The sequence below is a fragment of the Dyella tabacisoli genome (assembly GCF_003350925.1).
Classification (GTDB): Bacteria; Pseudomonadota; Gammaproteobacteria; order Xanthomonadales; family Rhodanobacteraceae; genus Dyella_C; species Dyella_C tabacisoli.
Window position 1 is genome coordinate 335276 of the sequence record NZ_KZ857174.1, and the last position, 21965, is coordinate 357240.

Annotated in this window: 20 protein-coding genes; 9 read left to right on the forward strand and 11 right to left on the reverse strand. The window is 61.3% G+C overall.

What is annotated here, in order from left to right; genetic code table 11:
* Nucleotides 1–137: 137 nt before the first annotated feature.
* From DVJ77_RS05520 to DVJ77_RS05545, 6 genes are all read right to left on the reverse strand, one after another.
* The gene (locus DVJ77_RS05520) at nt 138–2969 is read right to left on the reverse strand and encodes a valine--tRNA ligase (protein WP_114844470.1); all 2832 of its coding nucleotides are present in this window, start codon (nt 2967–2969) and stop codon (nt 138–140) included.
* Nucleotides 2970–3149: 180 nt separating this feature from the next.
* The gene (locus tag DVJ77_RS05525) at nt 3150–3920 is read right to left on the reverse strand and encodes a DUF4328 domain-containing protein (protein WP_114844471.1); all 771 of its coding nucleotides are present in this window, start codon (nt 3918–3920) and stop codon (nt 3150–3152) included.
* Nucleotides 3921–4061: 141 nt separating this feature from the next.
* A complete protein-coding gene (gene hemE, locus DVJ77_RS05530; protein ID WP_114844472.1) occupies nt 4062–5153 on the reverse strand; it encodes a uroporphyrinogen decarboxylase in 1092 nt (363 codons plus the stop codon).
* A gap of 1 nt (nt 5154) precedes the next feature.
* Nucleotides 5155–5415 (reverse strand): WGR domain-containing protein, encoded by a 261-nt coding sequence (locus tag DVJ77_RS05535; RefSeq protein ID WP_114844473.1) that lies wholly within the window; start codon nt 5413–5415, stop codon nt 5155–5157.
* 118 nt (nt 5416–5533) lie between these two features.
* The gene (gene aroB, locus DVJ77_RS05540; RefSeq protein ID WP_114844474.1) at nt 5534–6631 is read right to left on the reverse strand and encodes a 3-dehydroquinate synthase; all 1098 of its coding nucleotides are present in this window, start codon (nt 6629–6631) and stop codon (nt 5534–5536) included.
* Entirely contained in the window at nt 6615–7184 is a 570-nt protein-coding gene (locus DVJ77_RS05545) for a shikimate kinase (protein WP_114844475.1), read from the reverse strand. The genes aroB and DVJ77_RS05545 overlap by 17 nt, the downstream gene beginning before the upstream one ends.
* A 98-nt stretch (nt 7185–7282) precedes the next feature.
* On the opposite strand from DVJ77_RS05545, the gene DVJ77_RS05550 reads away from it, so the two are divergent.
* From DVJ77_RS05550 to DVJ77_RS05565, 4 genes are all read left to right on the forward strand, one after another.
* The gene (locus tag DVJ77_RS05550; RefSeq protein ID WP_225427868.1) at nt 7283–8110 is read left to right on the forward strand and encodes an SDR family oxidoreductase; all 828 of its coding nucleotides are present in this window, start codon (nt 7283–7285) and stop codon (nt 8108–8110) included.
* Between the two features lie 167 nt (nt 8111–8277).
* Nucleotides 8278–8637, forward strand: coding sequence for a putative signal transducing protein (locus tag DVJ77_RS05555; RefSeq protein WP_225427834.1), 360 nt, complete (start codon nt 8278–8280; stop codon nt 8635–8637).
* 120 nt (nt 8638–8757) lie between these two features.
* The gene (locus DVJ77_RS05560; RefSeq protein WP_114844477.1) at nt 8758–9102 is read left to right on the forward strand and encodes a YbjQ family protein; all 345 of its coding nucleotides are present in this window, start codon (nt 8758–8760) and stop codon (nt 9100–9102) included.
* Nucleotides 9103–9251: 149 nt separating this feature from the next.
* A complete protein-coding gene (locus DVJ77_RS05565; protein ID WP_114844478.1) occupies nt 9252–9455 on the forward strand; it encodes a dodecin family protein in 204 nt (67 codons plus the stop codon).
* Between the two features lie 51 nt (nt 9456–9506).
* On the opposite strand, the gene DVJ77_RS05570 is transcribed toward DVJ77_RS05565, so the two are convergent.
* The gene (locus DVJ77_RS05570) at nt 9507–10337 is read right to left on the reverse strand and encodes a kinase (RefSeq protein ID WP_114844742.1); all 831 of its coding nucleotides are present in this window, start codon (nt 10335–10337) and stop codon (nt 9507–9509) included.
* A gap of 41 nt (nt 10338–10378) precedes the next feature.
* Between DVJ77_RS05570 and pdxH the strand changes: the two genes are divergently transcribed.
* Together pdxH and DVJ77_RS05580 are read left to right on the forward strand one after the other, a co-directional pair.
* The gene (gene pdxH / locus DVJ77_RS05575; RefSeq protein ID WP_114844479.1) at nt 10379–10966 is read left to right on the forward strand and encodes a pyridoxamine 5'-phosphate oxidase; all 588 of its coding nucleotides are present in this window, start codon (nt 10379–10381) and stop codon (nt 10964–10966) included.
* A 19-nt stretch (nt 10967–10985) separates the two neighbouring features.
* Nucleotides 10986–11789 carry a cobalamin-binding protein gene (locus tag DVJ77_RS05580; protein ID WP_114844480.1) on the forward strand — a complete coding sequence of 268 codons (804 nt, stop codon included), beginning with the start codon at nt 10986–10988 and terminating at the stop codon, nt 11787–11789.
* A gap of 82 nt (nt 11790–11871) precedes the next feature.
* Here the strand turns inward: DVJ77_RS05580 and DVJ77_RS05585 are convergent, their stop codons facing one another.
* The gene (locus DVJ77_RS05585; protein WP_114844481.1) at nt 11872–12447 is read right to left on the reverse strand and encodes a YggT family protein; all 576 of its coding nucleotides are present in this window, start codon (nt 12445–12447) and stop codon (nt 11872–11874) included.
* The gene (proC, locus tag DVJ77_RS05590; RefSeq protein ID WP_114844482.1) at nt 12444–13265 is read right to left on the reverse strand and encodes a pyrroline-5-carboxylate reductase; all 822 of its coding nucleotides are present in this window, start codon (nt 13263–13265) and stop codon (nt 12444–12446) included. The genes DVJ77_RS05585 and proC overlap by 4 nt, the downstream gene beginning before the upstream one ends.
* A 373-nt stretch (nt 13266–13638) precedes the next feature.
* On the opposite strand from proC, the gene DVJ77_RS05595 reads away from it, so the two are divergent.
* From DVJ77_RS05595 to DVJ77_RS05605, 3 genes are all read left to right on the forward strand, one after another.
* Nucleotides 13639–14676, forward strand: coding sequence for a type IV pilus twitching motility protein PilT (locus tag DVJ77_RS05595; protein WP_114844483.1), 1038 nt, complete (start codon nt 13639–13641; stop codon nt 14674–14676).
* 213 nt (nt 14677–14889) lie between these two features.
* Nucleotides 14890–16056 carry a PilT/PilU family type 4a pilus ATPase gene (locus DVJ77_RS05600; protein WP_114844484.1) on the forward strand — a complete coding sequence of 389 codons (1167 nt, stop codon included), beginning with the start codon at nt 14890–14892 and terminating at the stop codon, nt 16054–16056.
* Nucleotides 16057–16416: 360 nt separating this feature from the next.
* A complete protein-coding gene (locus DVJ77_RS05605) occupies nt 16417–19554 on the forward strand; it encodes a TonB-dependent receptor (protein WP_225427835.1) in 3138 nt (1045 codons plus the stop codon).
* Between the two features lie 119 nt (nt 19555–19673).
* Here DVJ77_RS05605 and DVJ77_RS05610 read toward each other — a convergent pair whose 3' ends face one another.
* On the reverse strand, nt 19674–20003 hold the full coding sequence (locus tag DVJ77_RS05610; protein ID WP_114844486.1) for a DHCW motif cupin fold protein: 330 nt from the start codon (nt 20001–20003) through the stop codon (nt 19674–19676).
* 153 nt (nt 20004–20156) lie between these two features.
* Complete coding sequence (locus tag DVJ77_RS05615; protein ID WP_114844487.1) at nt 20157–21950, reverse strand: hypothetical protein; 1794 nt, start codon at nt 21948–21950, stop codon at nt 20157–20159.
* Nucleotides 21951–21965 lie beyond the last annotated feature (15 nt).

Genomic DNA, 21965 nt, shown 5'->3' on the forward strand with positions numbered 1-21965 from the left:
GCACCCGAAGGGCGACGCGCGGGGTGGCCTTCTCTTTGGTTACTTTCTCTTGGCCACTCAAGAGAAAGTGACTCGGCCTCCGGCAGGAGGTCGAAAGCCCGCCGCAGGCGAACAACCTAGCGACAACACCAACCCAATCAACCCAACTTCTGCGCCTGCTCGCGTAGCGCCCCCAACTGCACATTCCAATCAGCAATACGCTGACGCTCCTGCATCACCACTTCCGCCGGAGCATTAGCGACAAAATTGGCGTTGCCAAGCTTGCCTTCGCACTTCTTGATCTCCGTTTCAATCCGACCAATTTCCTTCCCCAGGCGCGCCTTCTCGGCCCCCAGATCGATCAACCCAGCCAGCGGAATCAGCACACGCAGCGAGCCGACGACAGCGGCGGCAGCGGCGGGCTCATTCGCGCTGGACTCGATCCATTGCGGTGCTTCGACACGAGCGAGGAAGCTGATCTGCGTAGCGAACTTGGCGGTGCGCAGGCGATCGTTGGCGTCGCCGTCGGCCAATAGCAGGGGAATCGTCTTGCCGGGGGCGATATTCATTTCGGCGCGGATGCGGCGGATGCCGCTCAGCACGTTTTTGAACCATTCGACTTCGGCGCTGGCGGCGTCATCGGTGGGGATGGCTGCCGCATCCGGCCATGGGCGTTGCAGTAAGTTGCTCTCGCTGGACATGCCGAGCTTCGGCCCCACCGCTTGCCAGATTTCTTCGGTGATGAAGGGAATCAGCGGATGCAGCGCGCGCAGCACGGTCTCCAGCACAACCAGCAGAGTGTGTCGGGTAGAGGCCACGGCGGCGGCGTCATCGCTGCTTAGCGCCGGCTTGGATAGCTCCAGGAACCAGTCGCAGTATTCGTTCCAGGTGAACTCGTAAAGCGTCTGTGCAAGCAGGTCGAAGCGGTAGCTGACGAAGTGCTGTTCAACCTCGGCCAGTGTCTGTTTGAGGCGGGTGAGAATCCAGCGTTCGGCCTCGGTGACGGGTGCGCCGGCCGGTGCCGGGATTTCGCCTTCAGGCAGATTCATCAGCACAAAGCGCGCTGCGTTCCATAGTTTGTTGCAGAACGCCTTGTAGCCTTCGGCGCGTTTGATATCGAAGTTGATCGTGCGGCTATAGCTGGCGAGTGCCGCAAAAGTGAAGCGTAGTGCGTCGGTGCCGATGGCTGGGATGCCATCGGGATAGTCTTTGCGGATACGCTTTTCGACTTTCTCGCGCACTTGCGGAATCAACAGGGACTTGGTGGATTTCTCCACCAGCGGCTCGCGTTCGATGCCGTCGATCAAATCCAGCGGGTCGAGCGTATTGCCCTTGGATTTGGACATCTTCTGGCCTTCGGCGTCGCGCACGATGGCATTGATGTACACCTCGCGAAACGGCACCTGGCCGGTGAAGTATTTGGTCGCCATCACCATGCGGGCGACCCAGAAGAAGATGATGTCGAAACCGGTGACCAGCACCGCACTGGGTAGAAAAATCTTGTCGTTTTCCCAGTTGGCGACGATCTCGCCACGCTCGTTTTTCACCGGGCCGTTCGCCGGCCAACCCATGGTGGAGAACGGCCACAGCGCCGAGCTGAACCAGGTGTCGAGCACGTCATCGTCTTGGCGCAAGGCGCCGACCGGCGTGGTGGTGGCGTGTGTGCGCGCATCGGCTTCGTCTTCGCCGACGAAGATGTTGCCGGCCTCGTCGTACCACGCCGGGATGCGATGGCCCCACCACAACTGGCGGCTGATGCACCAGTCCTGGATATTGTCCAGCCACTGCGTGTAAGTCGTACTCCAGTTTTCCGGCACGAATTTGATGTCGCCCGAGCGCACGGCATCCAGCGCCGGTTCGGTGATGGCTTTGCGGCCGCCTGGACGTCCATCTTTCTGGGTGTCGGAGGTGAGGTCGACGAACCACTGGTCGGTAAGCATCGGCTCGATCACCGCATCGGAGCGCTGACTCACCGGCACCTGCAATTTATGCGGCTTGGTTTCGACCAGCAGGCCGGAGGCTTCCAGGTCGGCCAGTACGACCTTGCGGGCCTCGTAGCGGTCAAGGCCGCGATATTTCTCCGGCGCATTGTCGTTGACCTTGGCGGCGAGGGTGAAGATCTCGATCGGCGTCAGGCCATGGCGTTGGCCGATAGCGTAGTCGTTGAAATCGTGCGCCGGGGTGATCTTGACGCAGCCGGTGCCGAAATCCTTGTCGACGTAATCGTCGGCAATCACGGGGATTTCCCGTCCGGTCAGCGGCAGGTGCAACTGTTTGCCGATCAGGTGCCGGTAGCGTTCGTCCTCGGGATGCACCGCCACGGCGACGTCGCCGAGCATGGTTTCCGGGCGGGTGGTGGCGACCACCACGCTGTCGCTGCCATCGGCGGTCAAATAACGGATCGACCACATATGGCCATCGCGCTCGACGTTGTTCACTTCCAGGTCCGACACTGCCGTACCCAGCACCGGGTCCCAGTTCACCAGGCGGTTGCCGCGGTAGATCAGACCGGCGCGATACCAGTCGATAAACACTTTGCGCACCGCAGACGAGAGCCCTTCGTCCATCGTGAAGCGCTCGCGCGACCAGTCGGCTGCGACGCCGAGGCGGCGCATCTGGTTGGTGATGGTGGAGCCGGACTCTTCTTTCCACTGCCAGACACGCTCGACAAACGGTTCGCGGCCAAGGTCATGGCGCGTCTTGTCTTCGAGCGCGAGCTGGTTCTCGACGATTTTCTGGGTGGCGATGCCGGCGTGATCGGTGCCCACCTGCCATAGCGTGTTGAACCCACGCATGCGGTGATAGCGGATCAGCATGTCCATTACGGTCTGCTGGAACGCATGCCCCATATGCAAGGTGCCGGTGACGTTTGGCGGCGGCAACAGGATGCTGTAAGGCACGCCATGCCCCGTCGGCCGGAAGTCGCCGCTGGCTTCCCAGCGCGCATACCACTTCGACTCGATTTGGCGGGGCTCGAAACTCTTATCCATCAGGGGGCTCGCGGTTGCGCGCTGAAAGCGGCGTAAAGGGAGCAATTGTACGGGGGCGAGGCGCGGGCTGCCAAAAGGGCGGTTATCGCTAAAGCCAAGCCCTCTCCGTGAACGGAGAGGGCTTGGGGCAGGTTTGGCCCGTTATGGCCCGTTTGGCTTGCTTCGCGCTGCGGGGCTGCTTCAGAGGGTCACAGGCGGCAGGGCTGGCGGTGTCATGGAAAGATGCTGCTTGGCCTGCATCTGGGCAATGCGCATCACGACCATGAGAAACAGCGTGCAGGCAGTAATGCTCACTAGATAATTCAGCATGGTGATCTGCACGGCCTGGATCAGGCCCGGAATGTTCGAGCTTTGCAGTTTCGAGCGAGCTACGACAATACCCACGACCATGCCGAAGACATTGATACAGAGCCACATGCCCCACCACCAGCGCAGTAACCCCGGCGTGGACAGCTTTTTCCATTGCCGGGGCGCCAGGCTGCTTTGCCAGATTTGCTGCATGGCGCGGAAGGGCATGGCCAAACTCGCGAATGGAATGAAATACCAGCCCACCGCCCAGCCGGGCGAGTCGTCCAGACCTTGGGCGCCAAGTGCACGCACGTTGCATGCCGCCCGATAAATCCACATGCCGCCAAAGATGTAGGTGGCGAAGTGAACCAGGGCGAGAAACCCGGATGCCGCGGCAAATAGCTGGTCGCTGAGGTGGGCGGCATTCATCATGGTCTGGTCCGACGCGAACTGATGGTCGGCAGTGCGCTGCAAGGTCCACCATTGGTAGGCCAGTGTGACCAGGGTGACGCCAATCATCGCGATGGTGGCGATAATCAAACCGCGTAGAGGGCGGGTAAGCGAATCAAGCGATTGATAACTGTATGCGCGCTCTCGTTCCAAGACGCCATTGCCGCTCAAGGCGCTGGCCGGCGCGCTGTATGGATTTTCCTGATTTGCCACGGATAGCCCCCTGTCCGATATCGTCCGGCGCGAGTGCCGGGCCGGTGCATCATGCGGTAAGAGCCTGCTCAAAGTCTCCCCGGGCCACTGGGAGACTTTGAGCAGGCTCTAAAGAACCGGGTCTAGAGAAGCACCGTATCGCTAGCGGGAAGCGGCTCGCAGTTGTCGCCCATACGCATGCACTTCATCCACCAGCACTTTTACATGCTCGGGATCGACTTCCGGCGTAATGCCGTGACCGAGGTTGAATACGTGACCGGGGTGGTTGCCATAGCTGTCGAGTACGGCGCGGGCTTCGCGGCGGATGACCTCGGGGTTGGCGCGCAGCACGGAGGGGTCGAGGTTGCCCTGCAAGGCAACGCGGCCACCGACCGCTTCGCGGGCATCCTGGAGGTCAATGGTCCAATCCACGCCCAGGCCGGTGCAGCCGGTGTCGGCAAGCGCGGCGAGCTGACGGTGGGCGCCCTTGGAGAACAGGATGATCGGCAGTTCGCGGCTATGCGCGTCGGCTTTGAGCAAGTCGACGACTTGCGCCATATAACGCAGGGAGAATTCGCGGAACGAGGCCGGGCCGAGCAAGCCGCCCCAGGTGTCGAACACCATCAAGGTTTGGGCACCCGCCGAGGCCTGGGCAATGAGATAAGTCGCCACCGAGCGCGCCAGAGTGTCCAGCAATGTGTGGGCGAGCGCCGGCTCGTTCCAGCACATCGCCTTGAGGGTGGCGAAGTCGCGTGAACCCTGGCCCTCGACCATGTAGCAGGCCAGCGTCCATGGGCTGCCGGAGAAACCGATCAGCGGTACCCGGCCGTGTAGTTCTTGGCGAATCAGGCGCACGGCATCCATCACATAGCGCAACTCGCCTTCCATATCGGGTACGCCGAGGCGGTCGATATCCGCCTTGCTGCGCACGGGCCTGGCGAACTGTGGGCCTTCGCCCTGGGCGAAAGACAGCCCCAGACCCATGGCATCGGGGATAGTGAGAATGTCGGAGAACAAAATCGCCGCATCGAGATCGAAGCGCTCCAGCGGCTGCAAGGTGACCTCGCAAGCCAACTGCGGGTTTTGCGCCAACGCCATGAAGTTACCGGCGCGTTCGCGGGTGGCGCGATATTCCGGTAGGTAACGGCCGGCCTGGCGCATCACCCAGATCGGCGTGGTGTCGGTGGGCTCGCGGCGCAGGGCGCGTAGAAAACGATCGTTTTTCAGTGCGTCGGGTTTGCTTGAATCAGTCATATCAACGTCCGTAAGGGCTATCCATGCCCTGGCTAAACATCACGCGAAAGCCGCGCTTGATTTGTGCGTCGCGTGCTTTCTCGAACGCGGCGATGGCGTCGTCGCGCTCCAGGTATTGGTCGCGCTTGAGCGTGGCGCGGCCCCCTTGGACACCTGATTCACGGTAAAGCGTCCAGCCGCCGAGCAGATCCTGCTCAAGCACGATCTGGACATAACGCGGCGCTTCGGCAGCGCCAGGCACGGTTTGCAAGTAGATGCGCATGAACTCGGGTTTTGGGGCGGCACAAGGTGCTGCGAACACGCCATTCTAGAAGGCTGGCGGCGTGCTAGCGAGGGTTAGTGGCTGTCGTTGGCGCCGCAGGGGCGAAAATCAGCGCCTTTCAGGCAGGCTCCAAGACAGCCAATACATCGGCCTCGTTCACGCCGCTGACAATCTCGGCGCGGCCAATGCCACGCCAAAGAATCAATCGCAGCGTGCCGGCCAGGTTTTTCTTATCCAGGCGCATCAATGCCAGCAAGGCTTGCGGTTGCATACCCGGCGGGATCGCCGTGGGCAGGGCGAGTCGTTCCAGCAGCCGTTGCAGACGCGCGGTATCGGCAGCGGCACTCATGCCTAAACGCTCGGACAATCGGGCGGCCAGCAGCATGCCAATGGCGACACCTTCGCCATGCAACAAGGCGGTGTATTTGCCGGCGGTTTCCAATGCATGGCCAAAGCTATGGCCAAGGTTGAGCAGGGCACGCTCGCCTTGTTCGGTTTCGTCGCGCGCGACGACGCCGGCCTTGTAGCGCACCTTGCGGGCGATCGCTTCAATCAGCAGCGCGGTGTCGCGCGCGGCCAGCGCATCGGCGTGTTGCTCCAGCCAGCTAAAGAATTCGACATCGCCGATCGCCGCGCCTTTCACCACTTCGGCCAGGCCGGCGCAGTATTCGCGTTGGGGCAGGGTGGCGAGGGTGTCAATGTCGGCGATGACGGCGCGCGGTTGATGAAATGCGCCGACCAGGTTTTTGCCGGCCGGCAGGTTGACCCCGGTTTTGCCGCCGACAGAAGAGTCGACCATGGCGAGCAAGGTCGTCGGCATCTGGATGAAGTCGATGCCGCGCATCCAGCATGCCGCGGTAAAACCGGCCAGGTCGCCGACCACGCCGCCGCCAAGCGCGATGATGCAGGCATCGCGAGTGGCGCCCAGTTGCGCCAGCGCATTGAGCGCGTTACCGACATTGGCGAAGGTCTTGTGGGCCTCGCCGTCGTCGAGCAAAAACGAGGATGCCTGCAGACCTTCCAGCCCGGCCAGTACCCGGTCCAAATACAGCGGTGCAACCGTGTGGTTGCTGATGACCAGCACGTGTCGTCCGCGCAATGCATGACGCCAATGCCGCGAATCACTGAGCAGGCCCTGGCCGATGGAAACCGGATAGCTGCGCGCGCCAAGTACGACGTCGATGCTGCAGGGGCGGGTATCAGTCACGATGGTCATGCGTCAGTTCCGAGGCGGCGACGTGCTGGCGCTGCCAGTGTTGATCGATCAGGGCGATGCTGCGGGTGCTGGCGGTGCTGACGCCTTCATGTTCGCCGGGAATGGCCAGGTCGGCGAGTTCGCGATAAAGCGGTGCGCGGGCTTGAGCCATGGCCTCGAGTTTGGCGCGTCTATCCTCTCCGGCCAGCAACGGTCGGCGGGTATCGTGGGCCAGGCGTTCGAGTTGCTGCTCGATACTCGCTTGCAGCCAGATGACGTAGCCGCGCTCGGTCAGGCATTGACGGTTGCGTGGATCGAGCACAGCGCCGGCGCCGGTAGCGAGCACGACGCCCTGGCGCCGGCTGCACTCGTCTAACAAGGCGCTCTCGCGTTGGCGAAAGCCGGCTTCACCTTCGATCTCGAATACCGTGGTCACACTGACGCCGCAGTGTTGTTCGATTTCCTGGTCGAGATCGACAAAGCACAGACCATAATGCGCGGCGAGCCGTCGACCTATCGACGTCTTGCCGGCACCGGTCGAGCCGACGATGAACAGGTTGCACGAGGGATTCATAGGTGAACTTTAGCAGCAGAAAAGATCAGGCTAAAAAAGATCGGACTCAAAAGGATCAGGCCGTAAAAAATCAATCCGTAAAAAATCGCACCGAGTCAGTGCTGCTGGCAGGCTGCGGTGATCTGGGGCAGCGGGTAGCGCGGCAATTGCTGGCGCGCGGCGATGCCGTGTGGGCTTTGCGCCGGCATCCGCCCGCTGCGGACGATAGCGGCATCCGCTGGTTGCAAGGAGATCTGACCCGGCCGGAAACCTTGCGCGATCTTCGCGTCGGTTTCACATCACTGGTGTATTTGCCGACGCCGGATGCGCGCGATGAGGCGGCCTATCGCGCGGTCTTTATCGACGGCTTACGCCACTTGCTAAGCGCACTCGATCAAGCAACCTTGCAGCGGGTGCTGTTTGTTTCTTCCAGTGCGGTCTATGGCGAACACGGCGGTGATTGGGTCGATGAGAGCACGCCGCCGGACCCACCGGGGTTCAATGGCGCCGTATTGCTTGAGGCCGAGCGTTGGTTGGCGGAGCAGCCGGTAGCGTCGGTGGCCTTGCGTCTGGCTGGACTTTACGGCCCTGGACGGCTGCAGTTGATCGAACGCTTGCGTGCCGGTCGGGCCGGCGTACCGCGAGGTACCCCGCATTGGGCCAATCGGATACACATCGACGATGCCGCGGCAGCCATCGTGCATCTGCTCGATATAGCCGCACCGTTGCCGCTGTACCTGGGTGTCGATGACACACCGTTGCCCCTGGATGTGCTGTACGACTATCTAGCCGGTTTGTTAGGCGCACCTGCTCCGATGGAGGGGCCAGCGCCTGCCGGGGTGGGCAGCAAACGATTGAGCAACGAGCGCCTGCGCGCTAGTGGATTCGTATCGCGCTGGCCGGACGCGCGTGAAGGCTACGCCGCGTTGCTTGCATCGAGTATCTGAAAGCAGCGATACCCACGAGCATGGATCGTTGTTTGCCGTGCTTGTCTGCATACTCCGCGCAGACGACCAAAGGCGGGGATGCCATGACGACTGAGCGAGCGAGGTTGCAACAGAGATTTCATCAGATGGCCGATGGCGAGTTGCTTCGACGGTATGCATCCGGCGACATGACCGAAATAGCCATGCAGATCGCACGCGATGAGTTGATCTCGCGCGATGTGCCAGTACCCTCGCTTGTGGAAACCCCGGTGGCCGATACCACGCCGGCACAAAGCCGGGGCAGAGTGATTTGCCTGACCCGGTTCTCGACGCCGACCGAGGCGCATATTCTTTGTGCAAGGCTGGCTGCGGAGGGTATTGCGACCGTCGCGGGGGATGCGAATCTACTGCAGGCGAATTGGCTCTGGACCCAGGCTATAGGGGGCGTTCGGGTGCTCATACACGAGGTCGATCTGGTTCGGGCCAGAGAGATTCTCCAGACATTTCAGCGGGGCGATTTTGCCTTGGCCGAGGATGAGCCGGCGTAGTACTCCTCTGGGGATTGCCGGGTTTAACTCAAGCCGTCTCGACCACGACGCATGGCAGATGTCCGGGCGCAGTCACTGTGGGAGGATCTTCATCCCTTTACGATCGCGTGGAGTTGCATCATGGCTATGGGTATTCAAGCTCACTTGGTCAGCACCAGCAATGAGATCCCCGGCTATCGCATCGTGCGGCCGATGGGCATCGTGCGTGGCATCACGGTGCGTTCGCGCAGTGTCATCGGCAATATCGGTGCGGCGCTACAGACCCTGGTAGGCGGCAATATTTCGATTTATACCGAGCTGTGCGAGAAGGCTCGCGAAGAGGCCTTCGAGCTGATGCTGCAACACGCTGCCGAACACGGCGCCAATGCGGTAGTGGCGATGCGCTACGACGCCAACGACGTGGCCGAAGGTGTCACCGAGGTGCTCGCTTACGGTACTGCCGTGCAGGTCGAGCCCATCCGCTGACCCATTGGCGACTTTCGCCAGGCACGCCCCTGATCGAGCCCCGGCATGCCGCAACGCGGCTTGTATGTGGGGGGAAAGCAGGCTCAGACTGCGCGCTTCAGAGGGAAGCGCGCCGCGCCGCTCGCGCGGTCATTGCAGAGGGTTGCGTCATGTCGGTAGCCAAGGTTATTGAGATCACCGCATCGTCTAGCAAGAGCATCGACGATGCCGTCAAGAAAGGCCTCAGCAAGACCGCCGAGTCCGTCAAGAACATCAAGGGTGCCTGGGTCCGCGACATCAAAGTCGCCACGAACGACGATGGCACGATCACGGAATGGCGCGTGGGGATGCGCATCAGCTTTGTAGTGAAGTAGATGGGTTCTTGCCCCTCCCCCCGCTTGCGGGGGGAGGCTTTGAACAGGCTCTTAAGCGTGGCTGATCCCGGTTACATGGCGCTGGGTGTCGTACTCCACGCAGCTATCGGCCAGGGCGGGCAGGGTGGCCAAAGCATGCTTGCTCAGGCGTTCGAAATGAGCGAGAAAGCGCAGCATGCTGGCGGCATCCATTGCCAGTGGCGCGTGCCGGGCGAGCAATTCTTCCTCTTGCTGGCTGCGCCATTGCCGCACGATGCCCCAGTTGGGCGCTTGCAGCACGATCAGTGCGTCCAGCTTGCGCCATAGTGGTTGATAACCGCGCAATTGCTTATTGACCCAATGACGCCAACTGCCGTCAGGGTCTTCGATACGTTCTAGTTCGTTGACGGGCGCCAGTAGTGCCGCCTGCAATTGCGGCCGGATGCCTAACGCCCAGCCTTCCAGAATCACCAGTTGCGGCGGCCGGGTGATTCGTGGCCAGCGCGAAGGCGGGATGCGTGTATCGCGACCTTTATCGAAGCGCGGATAGCTCACGGGCAGCTTGTCCGATGCGTGCGGCAATGCCGCCAGCACCGATAGCAACAGCTCGATTTCATGCGTGCCCGGCACGCCACGGGTGCGCAGCAAAGGGTGGATCTGCTGGGCCAGGGTCTCGCGTTCGCTGCGGGCGTAGTAGAAGTCATCCAGTGAAAGCACTTCGGTGGGCCAGCCGCGGGCCTCGGCCTGAGCCTTCATCTCCCGTGCCAGCGTGCTCTTGCCGCTGCCTTGCAGCCCGGACAGGCCCAGGACATAGGGGCGTTTGGTACGGGCAATGCGTCCGGCGTACTGGTCGAGCAGGTGTTCGGCCAGAGCCGAATGCTGCGTGCTAGCATCGTTGTTCATGCTCGCCATGATGGCGCGCGACGACCACGATTCAAGAGTTTATGTTGAACCACGAGATCCTCCAGACCTTTTTGCAATTGCTTGACGAGGCCCGCGCAGGCGGCGACCTTGAACCTACCGCGATGAACCTGTCTACCGTGGGTAGCGACGGCCGCGTGAGTTCGCGCATCGTACTGCTGAAGGGGGTCGATGAGCGCGGCTTTCGTTTTTTCACCAATTACGAGAGCGACAAGGGCGCCCAGCTCGACGCGCACCCGCAAGTGGCCTTGTGCTTCCACTGGAAGCCGCTACGGGATGGCGTACAGGTACGGGTGGAGGGCGTGGCACGCAAGCTGCTGGCCGAGGAGTCGGACACTTATTTCGCCAGCCGCCCCCGGCAAGCCCGGATCGGCGCCTGGGCTTCGTTGCAGTCGCAGACCTTGCCCGATCGCGAGACCTTCGAGCAGCGCGTCGCGCATTACGAAAAGGAATTTGCCGGCCGCGACGTGGCGCGGCCGCCGCATTGGGGTGGTTATGTCGTGGAGCCCGATACCCTGGAGTTCTGGTACGGCGCCGAACATCGCTTGCACGAGCGCGTGCGCTGGAGTCGGCACGGGCAGACCTGGACCCATCGGCTGCTCTACCCGTGATTAATCTTGTCGGTGCCGTATGAGCGACCACTACCCGCAACGCATTGTCTGTATGACCGAAGAGCCGACCGAGACGCTATACGCACTCGGCGAGGAAGATCGCATCGTCGGCATTTCGGGCTTCACTGTGCGGCCGGCGCGGGCGCGTAAGGAAAAGCCCAAGGTCTCTGCGTTTACCAGTGCGAAGATCGCCGAGATCCTCAAGCTGCAGCCCGACCTGGCGATTGGTTTTTCCGACATCCAGGCCGACATCGCACGTGACCTTATCAAGGCCGGTGTCGAGGTGTGGATCAGCAATCACCGCAGCGTCGACGGCATTCTTGCCTATATGCGCCGTCTCGGCGCCATGGTCGGTGCTGCCGACAAGGCCGATGCTTATGCGCAGCAAGCCGAGCGGCATATTGCCGAGGTGCGTGCCGCCGCCGCGCGTTTGCCGCGTCGGCCCAAGGTGTATTTCGAAGAATGGGACGATCCATTCATCACTGGCATTCGCTGGGTCGCCGAGCTAGTCGGCATCGCCGGTGGCGATGATATTTTCCCCGCGCAGGCACTGGAGCCGCTGGCGAAACATCGCATTCTGCCCAACGGCGACGAAGTGATACGCCAGGCGCCGGACATTATCTTCGGCTCGTGGTGCGGCAAGCGCTTTCGTCCCGAGCGGGTGGCCGCGCGACCCGGTTGGGAGACGATTCCGGCGGTGCGCAACGGCGATCTCTATGAGATCAAGTCGCCGCTGATCCTGCAGCCGGGGCCGGCGGCGTTGTTCGATGGGCTCGATGCGATTCACGCAGTGATTACCGCATGGGCGGCACGGCAACCCTGATGGTTCTTGTCGGCGGCCACCACGCGGGCGAAAAGCTAGAGCAGCGTTGACGGCATGGCGCCATCGCGCACAAGGCGCACTCCTACATTCCGAGCGCCAGCGCCGTACCAACATGGGTCAAGGGCGCTACCACCAGCAGGCGCAGCAGCATCAGCACAATCATTACCGCCCAGGGCGAGAAATCCAGGCCGCCGATGACCAGCTTGCCGCGCAGCGGGCGCAGCAGGGGTTCAACCAGGCTGCCCATCAGTCGCAGTACCGGTTGGCGGCGATCGACCTGGAACATGCTCATCAGCGACCAGGCGAAGATCAGCACCAGGTAGAACACCAGCACGAAATCGAGCAGGTCGGCCAGCGACAACAGCAGCAAGCCGGCCACGCCGGGAAGAATGCCGAGCAGGGCGAACAGCATGGCGCGCTTGAGCAGCATCAATAGCCATGCCACCAGCAGCGCCGCCAGGTTGATCCGCCGCCAGTTCGGCAGCACCCGCCTCGCCGGAGCCAATACCGGGTTGGTATAGCGATAGACGAACTGGCTTAGTGGATTGTTGAAATCGGCCCGGCACGCCTCGGCCAGCAGGCGCAGCACGAACAGTGTGGCGAGTGCGCTGAATGCCAGCTCAAGCAGAAAGGAGAGGGCGCTAAGCAAATAACTCATGTTGCCTGATCCAGGCTGGCGGCCAGCTCTTCACCGCGACGGGTAGCGGCGGCCACGGCGCGGGCGACGGTACGCTGCAAGCCATCGGCCTGGAAACTTTCCAGTGCGGCTTGGGTGGTGCCGTTGGGCGAGGTCACGCGTTTGCGCAATTCGCCTGGGTCCTCGCCGCTTTCGACCAGCATGCGGCCGGCACCCAGGCAGGTTTGTGCGGCCAGCGCACGGGCGCTCTCGCGCGACATCCCTTGTGCCACGGCGGCGTCTTCAAGGGCTTCGACCAAGGCAAAGAAATACGCCGGACCGGAACCGGACAGCGCGGTGACGGTATCCATCAGCCGCTCGTCGTCGATCCAACGGGTCAGGCCCACCGCGTCCATGATGCGCTGCGCCTGCGCGCGTTGCGGCGGGCTGACCCGGTGGTTTGCGCATAGGCCAGTGGCCCCGGCGCCGATCAGTGCCGGGGTATTCGGCATGCAGCGTACGATGGCCATGGCGCCAAACCAGCGCTCGAGCTGATCGATGCGCACGCCGGCGGCAATCGAGATCAGCATCGGCCGGTTGCGCTGCAAGGTGTCGCGCAGCTCCATATGGATAGCCGGCATGATTTGCGGCTTCACCGCCAGCAGCAGCACCTCGGCCTCGGCCGCAGCCAGGCGGTTTTCGGCGTAGCAGGCGACACCGAATTCACGGCCCAGCTCTTGGCGGGCGTCGGCACGCGGTTCGGCCACCGTGATGGCCGAGGCGGACAGGCCAGTTTTCAGCAGGCCGCCAATCAGGCTGCGGGCCATGTTGCCGCCGCCGATGAAAGCGATACGTGTCATGCGGGTTCCTTTACCAAGCCAAGCCAGGCCAGGTCGCATACCTTACCGGAGGTGACCCAGGCGATGAGCGTTTGCGATGCTTATCACAGATGCGAGTGGGTAAGAGCCTGTTCAAGGATGACTCCACGTGCGCGGCCAGTCCGCCCGCTCCAAACCTCGCTTCTGCAAACTGCGTCCGCACTTTCGCCTTGGGTTTCATAGATGCTCTGGTCGCGTGGGCCTTGCGGCGAGTAGTATCGGCGCGCTGCACGCGCTGTAGAAGAAAGGGGGATCGGTTCATCGGATGAGCGGTCGCTATGCGTCCGTAGATCGCCTCTGCCTAAAGTGGCTACTGCCCAAGCTATTGCATACACGATTGGTTGAGGGGAACCTGATGGATATTGCCGAACTGCTCGCTTTCTCGGTGAAGAACAAGGCTTCGGACTTGCACCTGTCCGCCGGCCTGCCGCCGATGATCCGCGTAGACGGTGACGTGCGCCGCATCAACATCCCGGCGCTGGAACACAAACAAGTGCATTCGCTGATCTACGACATCATGTCGGATAAGCAACGCCGCGATTACGAAGAATTCTTCGAGACTGACTTCTCGTTCGAGATCCCCGGTCTGGCGCGCTTTCGTGTCAATGCGTTCAACCAGAATCGTGGCGCGGGCGCGGTCTTCCGTACCATTCCGTCCGAAGTGCTTACGCTGGAAGATCTTGGCTGCCCGCCGATTTTCCGCGAGTTGATCGAACAGCCGCAGGGTTTGATCCTGGTCACCGGGCCAACCGGCTCCGGTAAATCGACTACGCTGGCGGCGATGGTCGATCACATCAACAAGAACGAATACGGTCACCTTCTCACCATCGAGGACCCGATCGAATTCGTGCACACCTCGCAAAAATGCCTGGTCAACCAGCGCGAAGTGCATCGCGATACGCATGGCTTCAACGAAGCCTTGCGCTCGGCGCTGCGCGAGGATCCCGACTACATCCTGGTCGGCGAGTTGCGCGATCTGGAAACCATTCGTTTGGCGCTGACCGCCGCGGAAACCGGTCACTTGGTGTTCGGCACCTTGCATACCAGTTCGGCGGCCAAGACCGTCGACCGCATCATTGACGTGTTCCCGGCCGGCGAAAAGCCGATGGTGCGTTCAATGCTGTCCGAAAGCCTGCGCGCGGTGATTTCGCAGTCATTGCTGAAAAAGGTCGGCGGCGGGCGTATGGCGGCGCACGAAATCATGGTCGGCATCCCGGCGATCCGTAACCTGATTCGCGAAGACAAAGTGGCGCAGATGTACTCGTCGATCCAGACCGGCCAGCAGTACGGCATGCAAACGCTCGATCAGAATATGCAGGATCTGGTCAAGCGCGGCCTGGTAACCCGTCAGCAAGCGGCTGGCTACGCCAAGAACAAAGACATATTCAAGTAAGGCGGGGAACGGGGAACGGGGAACGGGGAACTTGATGGTTGCTGTAGTTCCCGCCTCCTGCCCGACCATCGCCTCTAGAGGAGGCAAGTTATGCGCGATTTTGATTTTATAGAGCGACTGGCAAGAGGGTGGATGACCGTTGTCATCCCCTCACGGCTAACCCCCGTTCCCTGTTCCCCTTTCCCCGTTCCCCGGCTCTAAAGGAGCCACCCCATGAGCGAATTCGATTTCACCTCGTTTCTGAAACTGATGGTGCACAAGAAGGCATCGGACCTGTTTATTACGGCCGGTGTGGCGCCTTCGATGAAGGTGCAGGGGCGCATTGTGCCAATCACGCAGAGCCCGCTTTCGGCGCAGCAGGCGCGCGACATGGTGCTCAACGTGATGACGCCTTCGCAGCGCGAAGAGTTTGAAAAGACCCACGAGTGTCAGTTCGCGATTGCCGCCCAAGGCGTCGGCCGTTTCCGTGTGTCGTGCTTCTACCAGCGCAACTGCGTGGGCATGGTCTTGCGCCGCATCGAATCGTCGATCCCTACCTTCGAAGAGCTGAATTTGCCGCCGGTGGTCAAGCAATTGGCGATGACCAAGCGCGGCATCATCATTTTTGTCGGCGGCACCGGTACCGGTAAGTCGACCTCGATGGCGGCGATGATCGGCTATCGCAACCAGAATTCGACCGGCCATATCATCAGCATCGAAGATCCGATCGAATACGTGCACAAGCACGAGGGCTGCATCATCACCCAGCGCGAACTCGGCATCGATACCGATAGCTGGGAGAACGCGCTGAAGAACACCCTGCGCCAGGCGCCCGACGTCATCATGATCGGCGAGGTGCGCACGCGCGAAACCATGGAATACGCGATCAACTTCTCCGAAACAGGCCACTTGTGCCTGTGCACGCTGCACGCCAATAACGCCAATCAGGCGATTGACCGCATCCTGCATTTCTTCCCCGAGGATCGTCGCCAGCAATTGTTTATGGATTTGTCGCTGAACCTCAAAGGTGTCGTTGCGCAGCAGTTGATCCCGACGCCTGACGGCAAGGCACGCCGCGTCGCGGTGGAGATCTTGCTCGGCACGCCGCTGGTGCAGGATTACATCCGCCAGGGCGAGATCCACAAGATCAAGGAAGTGATGAAGGAATCGACCAACCTCGGCATGAAAACTTTCGATCAGAGCCTGGTCGAGCTTTACCATGCCGGTGAGATTTCTTACGAAGACGCCCTGCGCCACGCCGACAGCTCCAACGAAGTACGCCTGCGCATCAAGCTGGCCCTGGGTGGCGATGCGCACACCCTGTCGCAGGGGTTGGATGGGGTCGAGCTGGAAGAGACCCGCGACACCCAAGGCTTCGGCGGCGGCCTACTGCAACGCTAAAGGCCTATCCAAAGGCTCCCAGTAGCCTGGATACCTCTGAAAGAATCCCGCGCCTCCCTCGCTGACCAGCGAGGGAGGCGCGCGCCTGTGTCCGCTCTTTTCGCATATCGCCCTGGCGATATCTTGCGAATTTTTCCTATAGAACGGCGAAAGATATTTCGATAAAACAAAGGGCAGGTCAGAGGGGTCTGGCCTGAGGGGAAATCACGCGTAGCAGTTAATTCCGAGGTTTTAGCTCGGAGGGGAGAGGCTTGTCCGCATTTGGCTTAGCCATGACTGAGAGCAGGGCTGAGAGCGGGGCTGCTGCGTGGAGTTGAGAGCTATTTCCGCCTGAATACTTATTTTGGGGAGAGTTTTTCAATGCGTGTATCTACTACAACGACGGCCATGCGGCCGTTGCGTCACTCGGTGCTTGCGCTCGCCTTGGGGTTGGGCTTGGCCAGTACGGGAGTTATGGCGCAGTCCAATGTCACCGGCAGCATTTTTGGCCAGGTGGCCAGTCAGCCCGGTACTACGACGGTGGTCATTCAGAGCGTGGACACGGGGTTTTCCCGCTCGCTTCCAGTCGATAGCTCGGGACGCTACCGCTTCACCACGCTGCAGCCAGGTCGCTACAAAGTGAGCTTGCAAAGCGATGGCAAGGAAGTCAGCTCGCGCGACAACGTCGAGGTGACTATCGCCAGCGGTACCGAGGTTTCCTTCGCCGGCGGCAATGCAACCAGCGCCAAGAATCTCGAAGGCTTGTCGGTGGTCGCTTCGGTGTTGCCGTCGATCGACGTTTCGTCAGTCGATACACGTACCGTGCTTACCTCCGAGCAGCTCAACAAACTGCCGATCGCTCGCGGTGTCGGTGCGGCGGCATTGCTGGCGCCGGGTGTGGTGGAAAACACCAGCTACAGCACCAATGGTTTTGGCAATATTCCCAGCTTCGGTGGCGCGGCCTCATCGGAGAACGCGTATTACATCAACGGTTTTGCGGTGACCAATCCGCTGACGTCGCTTGGCGCCAGCACCTTGCCGTTCAACGCGATCGACCAGGAGCAGGTACTCACCGGGGGCTACGGCGCTGAGTTCGGTCGCTCTACCGGCGGCGTGATTAATATCGTCACCAAGCGCGGCAGCAATCAGTGGAAGGGCGGCGTTTACGCCATCTGGCGGCCGGAGGCATTGCGCGCCAATCCACGCAATGGTTATTTCCCGAACACGGGCTTCTATTCGCAGACCACCCCCGACGGCAAAGCACCGACCGACGGCACGCTGTATCAGTACCGCAACAAAAACCAATACACGTATACGACCTACGGTGCCTATGTCAGCGGGCCGCTAATCAAGGATCGCTTGTTCTTCTATCTCGAAGGCGAGATGAACAAGCAAGACGGCAAAAGTGTGAGCTCGTTTTCCAATTCGTCCTCTTCGGTGGGCAAGATCGGCTGGAACGACTACACCTACAAGATTCCGCGCTGGACGGCGAAGGTCGACTGGAATATCACCGATAACAATATCCTTGAATTCACCGGTGTCTCGGACAAGGTTCAATACGACGCGTCCAGCTACAACTTCAACTACAGCGACTCCACGCATGGCAATGCGCAGAACGGCGGCTCGTACACCAAGAACGGTGGCGACCTGTACATCGCCAAATACACCGGCTACGTCACCGACAGCCTGACCGTATCGGCGCTTTACGGCACGCAGAAGCTCGAACACATACAGACACCATGGGGCTACGACCCCAAATGTCCCTACATCACGTCAACCGCACAGAGCCAGGCGCCGGGCCTCGTCTACGGCGGCTGCCAGACGTCCACCAGCAACTCGTTGCTATTGCCGGGCTCCAAGGACAAAACCCACGGCTGGCGGCTCGATATCGAATACCGTCTGGGCGATCACGACATTCGCCTCGGCATGGACAATCAGACGGCCGAATCACTGACCGGCTCGCAATTCCCCGGTGAGTTTTCCTGGGCCTATGGGTGGCAGAAAAATGCCAATGTCGGCATTGACGCCAGTCATGGCGTGGGTTCGCCGGCCTCGGCAGGCGGCCTGGGCAGTAAGGGTTACTTTGTTTCGCGTGCCTATAACACGCAGCGCGCTCAGGTGAAGACTGAGCAATCGGCACAGTTCATCGAGGATCGCTGGCAGATCAGCGATCGCTGGTTGCTCTCGCTGGGTCTGCGCAATGAGCAGTTCACCAACTACAACGGCGCGGGCCAGCCGTATGCGCGGCAACGCAACCAGCTTGCGCCACGCATCGGCGCAGCCTGGGACGTGTTTGGCGATGCCTCGCTGAAAGTGTTCGCCAATGCCGGCCGTTATCACCTGGCCATGCCCAACAATGTTGCGGTGCGCGGCGCATCCGGTTCGCTGATAACCAATGAGTACTTCACCTATACCGGCGTCGATGCGACAACCGGCGCGCCGACCGGCCTCAAGCCGGTCGCGGTGGATGCCAGCAAGGGCTATACCTGCAACGGCACCCATGCGATCTCCAGCAACCTGGAGTGCGGTACGGCGCCCGACCCGCGTACGGTGGCGGCGCAAGGGCTGAAGTCGCATTTCCAGGACGAATACATCGCCGGTATGGAGCAGCGGATCAACTCCCATTTCAATTGGGGCGCCAAGCTGACCTACCGTAGCCTGCGCAGCGCGATCGACGACACCTGCACCCAGGTGCTGGGCGGACGTTGCTTCCTGTTCAATCCGGGCCAGGCCAACACGTTCCTCGAACAGCAGGCCGACGGTAGCTATAAGCCGGTGACCTACAGCAATGCCCAGCTCGGCATGCCGCAGTTGAAGCGTAAGTACTACGCGGTGGATCTGTTCGTGGAGCATCCGTTTGGCGACAAGTGGTACGGCCGCGTGGACTACACCTTCTCGCGCAACTACGGCAATACCGAGGGGCAGCTCGCTTCGGATCTCGATACCGGCGCCGGCGGCCAGGCGGATGTCTCCACCACGCAGGATTGGGATCTGCCGCAGTTGATGGTGGGCTCCAATGGCCTGCTGCCCAACCATCGCAAGCACCAGATCAAGGCCTTCGGTTATTTCCAGATGAATGACGATTGGCGTTTCGGCGCCAGCCTGTTGCTCGCATCAGGCCGGCCGAAAAACTGCACCAGCCATTACCCCACCGCCGACAAAGGCTTGTACAGCGGTTCGACGTACTGGTTCTGCGGCCTGTCCGGTTCGGGTACGGCGCCGGGTACGGCCGGTTACGCGGCGCCTGCGGCTGACTACGCATTCTCGCCGCGCGGTTCGCACGGCAGCGCACCGTGGAGCTATCAACTGAATCTCAATGTGGCCTACACACCGGGCTGGATGGAGCGCAAGCTGACCTTCCAGATGGACATCATCAATGTACTTAATCGTCAGGTGGCGACCGGGTACAACTATCGCTACGAGACGGGCAGCCGCAATACGCCTAACCCGTTGTACCTGCGTGAGTTGAACTACACCGATCCACGCTACGTGCGGCTTACCGCACGTTACGACTTCTAAGAACTTGTTTTACTAAGCGCGAAACAACAGCCAGCTTCCGGCGCTCTGATGGCGCTGAGGTGCTGGGTCTCCCCTTTAGCCGCTGGTCTGCCAGCGGCTTTTTTTATGGAGACGAGTCGTTAGTCGACGACGAACAGTTTGGCCCCGGTTTCCGTATACGAGCGGTGTGGTTCGGCGCGATCTGCAACTTGATAACTCATGCCGGGTTTGAGCGTAAATATGCGGCCGTCTTCAAGCTCCGTATGAAGTTCTCCTTCGGTGCACAGCAGGATATGACCCTTGCTGCACCAATGATCGGCGCGATAGCCGGGCGTGTACTCGATCATGCGCACGCGGAGGTCGCCGAAGTGCTGCGTGTGCCAATAGGCAAGGCCGGTTTCGCCTTGGTGTTCGGTTCTCTCGATCTGTGACCAGTCGGTGATGCCGAACGGAATGCCAGACATATGCATGAACGGTTCTCGTCGCTATAGATGGACACGTGTATACGAAGGGCGGCTTTCGATAAACCTTCGCCGGAGCGTCAAGTCGCAGCCAAAAAAACGGGGCGCCGAAGCGCCCCGTCGATGCTGTGCGGTAAGCGAGTGTTCGCTTACTTCAAGCGATTACTTCAGTTCGGTCTGGCTGCTGATGACCAGGCCACTGTCTTCCACGTGCGCTTCGGAGCTGACTTGCTTGACGCGTTCGGCTTGAGCACGCATGGATTCAAACTGAGCCTTCGAGCGGGCCACCGCGGCGGCCTTGGTCTTGGCGACCTCGGCTTCGTCCTTGGCGGCATCTTCGTCGGCGGCATCATGGTCGGTGCTGGCGGAAATGGCGGCGTACTGCTCGGCCTTGTCGCCCATCGCCTTCACCCAGGCCTGGTACATCGGGCCATCGAGGCGCATCCGTGCCATGCGGCCGGCGTCACCGCCGGGTGACTTCAGCATCTCGCTGAGCTTGCCGTCTTCACCTTGGCCGATGGCAATGGCCAGGGCCTTTTCACCCATGGCGAGCCATGCGGGCTGGCCGCCGAGCGGGGCGGACAGCTCGGCCGGCAACGCTACCGGCTTACCGTCTTTGGTGAGCTTGAGCTGAGCCATGGCCGGCGAAACCATCGAGCCCATGGCCAGCAGCGCGTCGGGGTTGGCGGTGCCGATCATCACGCGACCGCTGAACTTCGGCATGCTGGCTTCACCGCCGGCTTCGAAGCTGTCGAGCGCGATGCGCAGGCCACTGAGGTCGCCGAACGGCGGGATCGCCGCTTTCTGCGCCAGATCGCCCAGCTTGGTAAAGCCTTCGTTGAGGTCGACCACGGCTGGACAGCTAAACGGCTGAGCGGCGACGGCGCTTGCCTGTGCTTCCCAGAACGCGCGTAGCTGTGTCATCGGTAGCGCCAGGCTTACGTCGAATGGGGCCGTACCGGCATCGCCCAGGCCCGGAAGCTCGACTTTGATGCCCGAGAAAGCCTTGGTGATGTCTTGCGCCAGTGCCACATCCATGCGGATGTCCTGGTGCTTGGCGTCGAGCTTGGTATAGCCAAAGCTTACGTTCGGGACGCGGGCGGCGATGCGGGTGGCATCGGCTTCGCAACTGGGCGGAATCTGCAACTGGTTGGCCACCGGCTCGCCAGTCTTGGACGATTCGGCTTCGGCATGCGCCTTGTGCATGGCATTGAAGAACGGATCTTTGCCGCTGGCGGCCAACGGCAACGCGCGCGCGAGATCGAACTGGCCGACGGCCCAGGGCTGGTAGCCCTTGTCCTTGGCCAGCTTTTCGAGGCGACCGTCGTCTTGAAGGTTCTTGGCCGGGCGATCGAGGCCCAGTGCCTCACGCAGCATCGGCTGCGGCGCATCGGCCGGCAGCAACGCGGCGACGGCCTGTTTGCCGACGACTGCGAGAATGACCTGCGTGCCCGACTGGGTCGAGACGTGCTTGCGGTAGTTCTGGCCGTCCACCGTGGCGGTGTCGAATTTCTTGCCGTAAGCGGTTTCCATACGGGTGACAAAAGCGTCGAACGCTTTGTCGTCGGTCAGCTCGAAACGTGCCACCGGTGCCAGGCCCAGGCCATAAATGGCTGAACGGCCCTTGATATTGAGACCGGCGTTTTGCGCGAAAGCTTCAACGGTTTTGCCATCCAGCTCGGCGACAAAGGCGTGCAGCAAACGGGCGCTGTCGGCATCTTTGGTCGTCATGTTGTCAGCGGCGGCTTTGAGCTGCGCCACTTGGGCAGGCAACTGCGCGTTGGCTTGAGCAAGCATGGCCGAGCGGGTGCTGTCATCCAGTACATCGAGGTTGGCCAGCACGTACGGCGTATCCGCCGGTACGAATGCCAACGGGGCGTCCTTATCTTTATGTCCGCAGGCTGCCAGCAGTACGCCGGCGATGCCTAAAGCGAGGTATCGCGTCGTCAATCGCATCTTTTTTATTCCCTG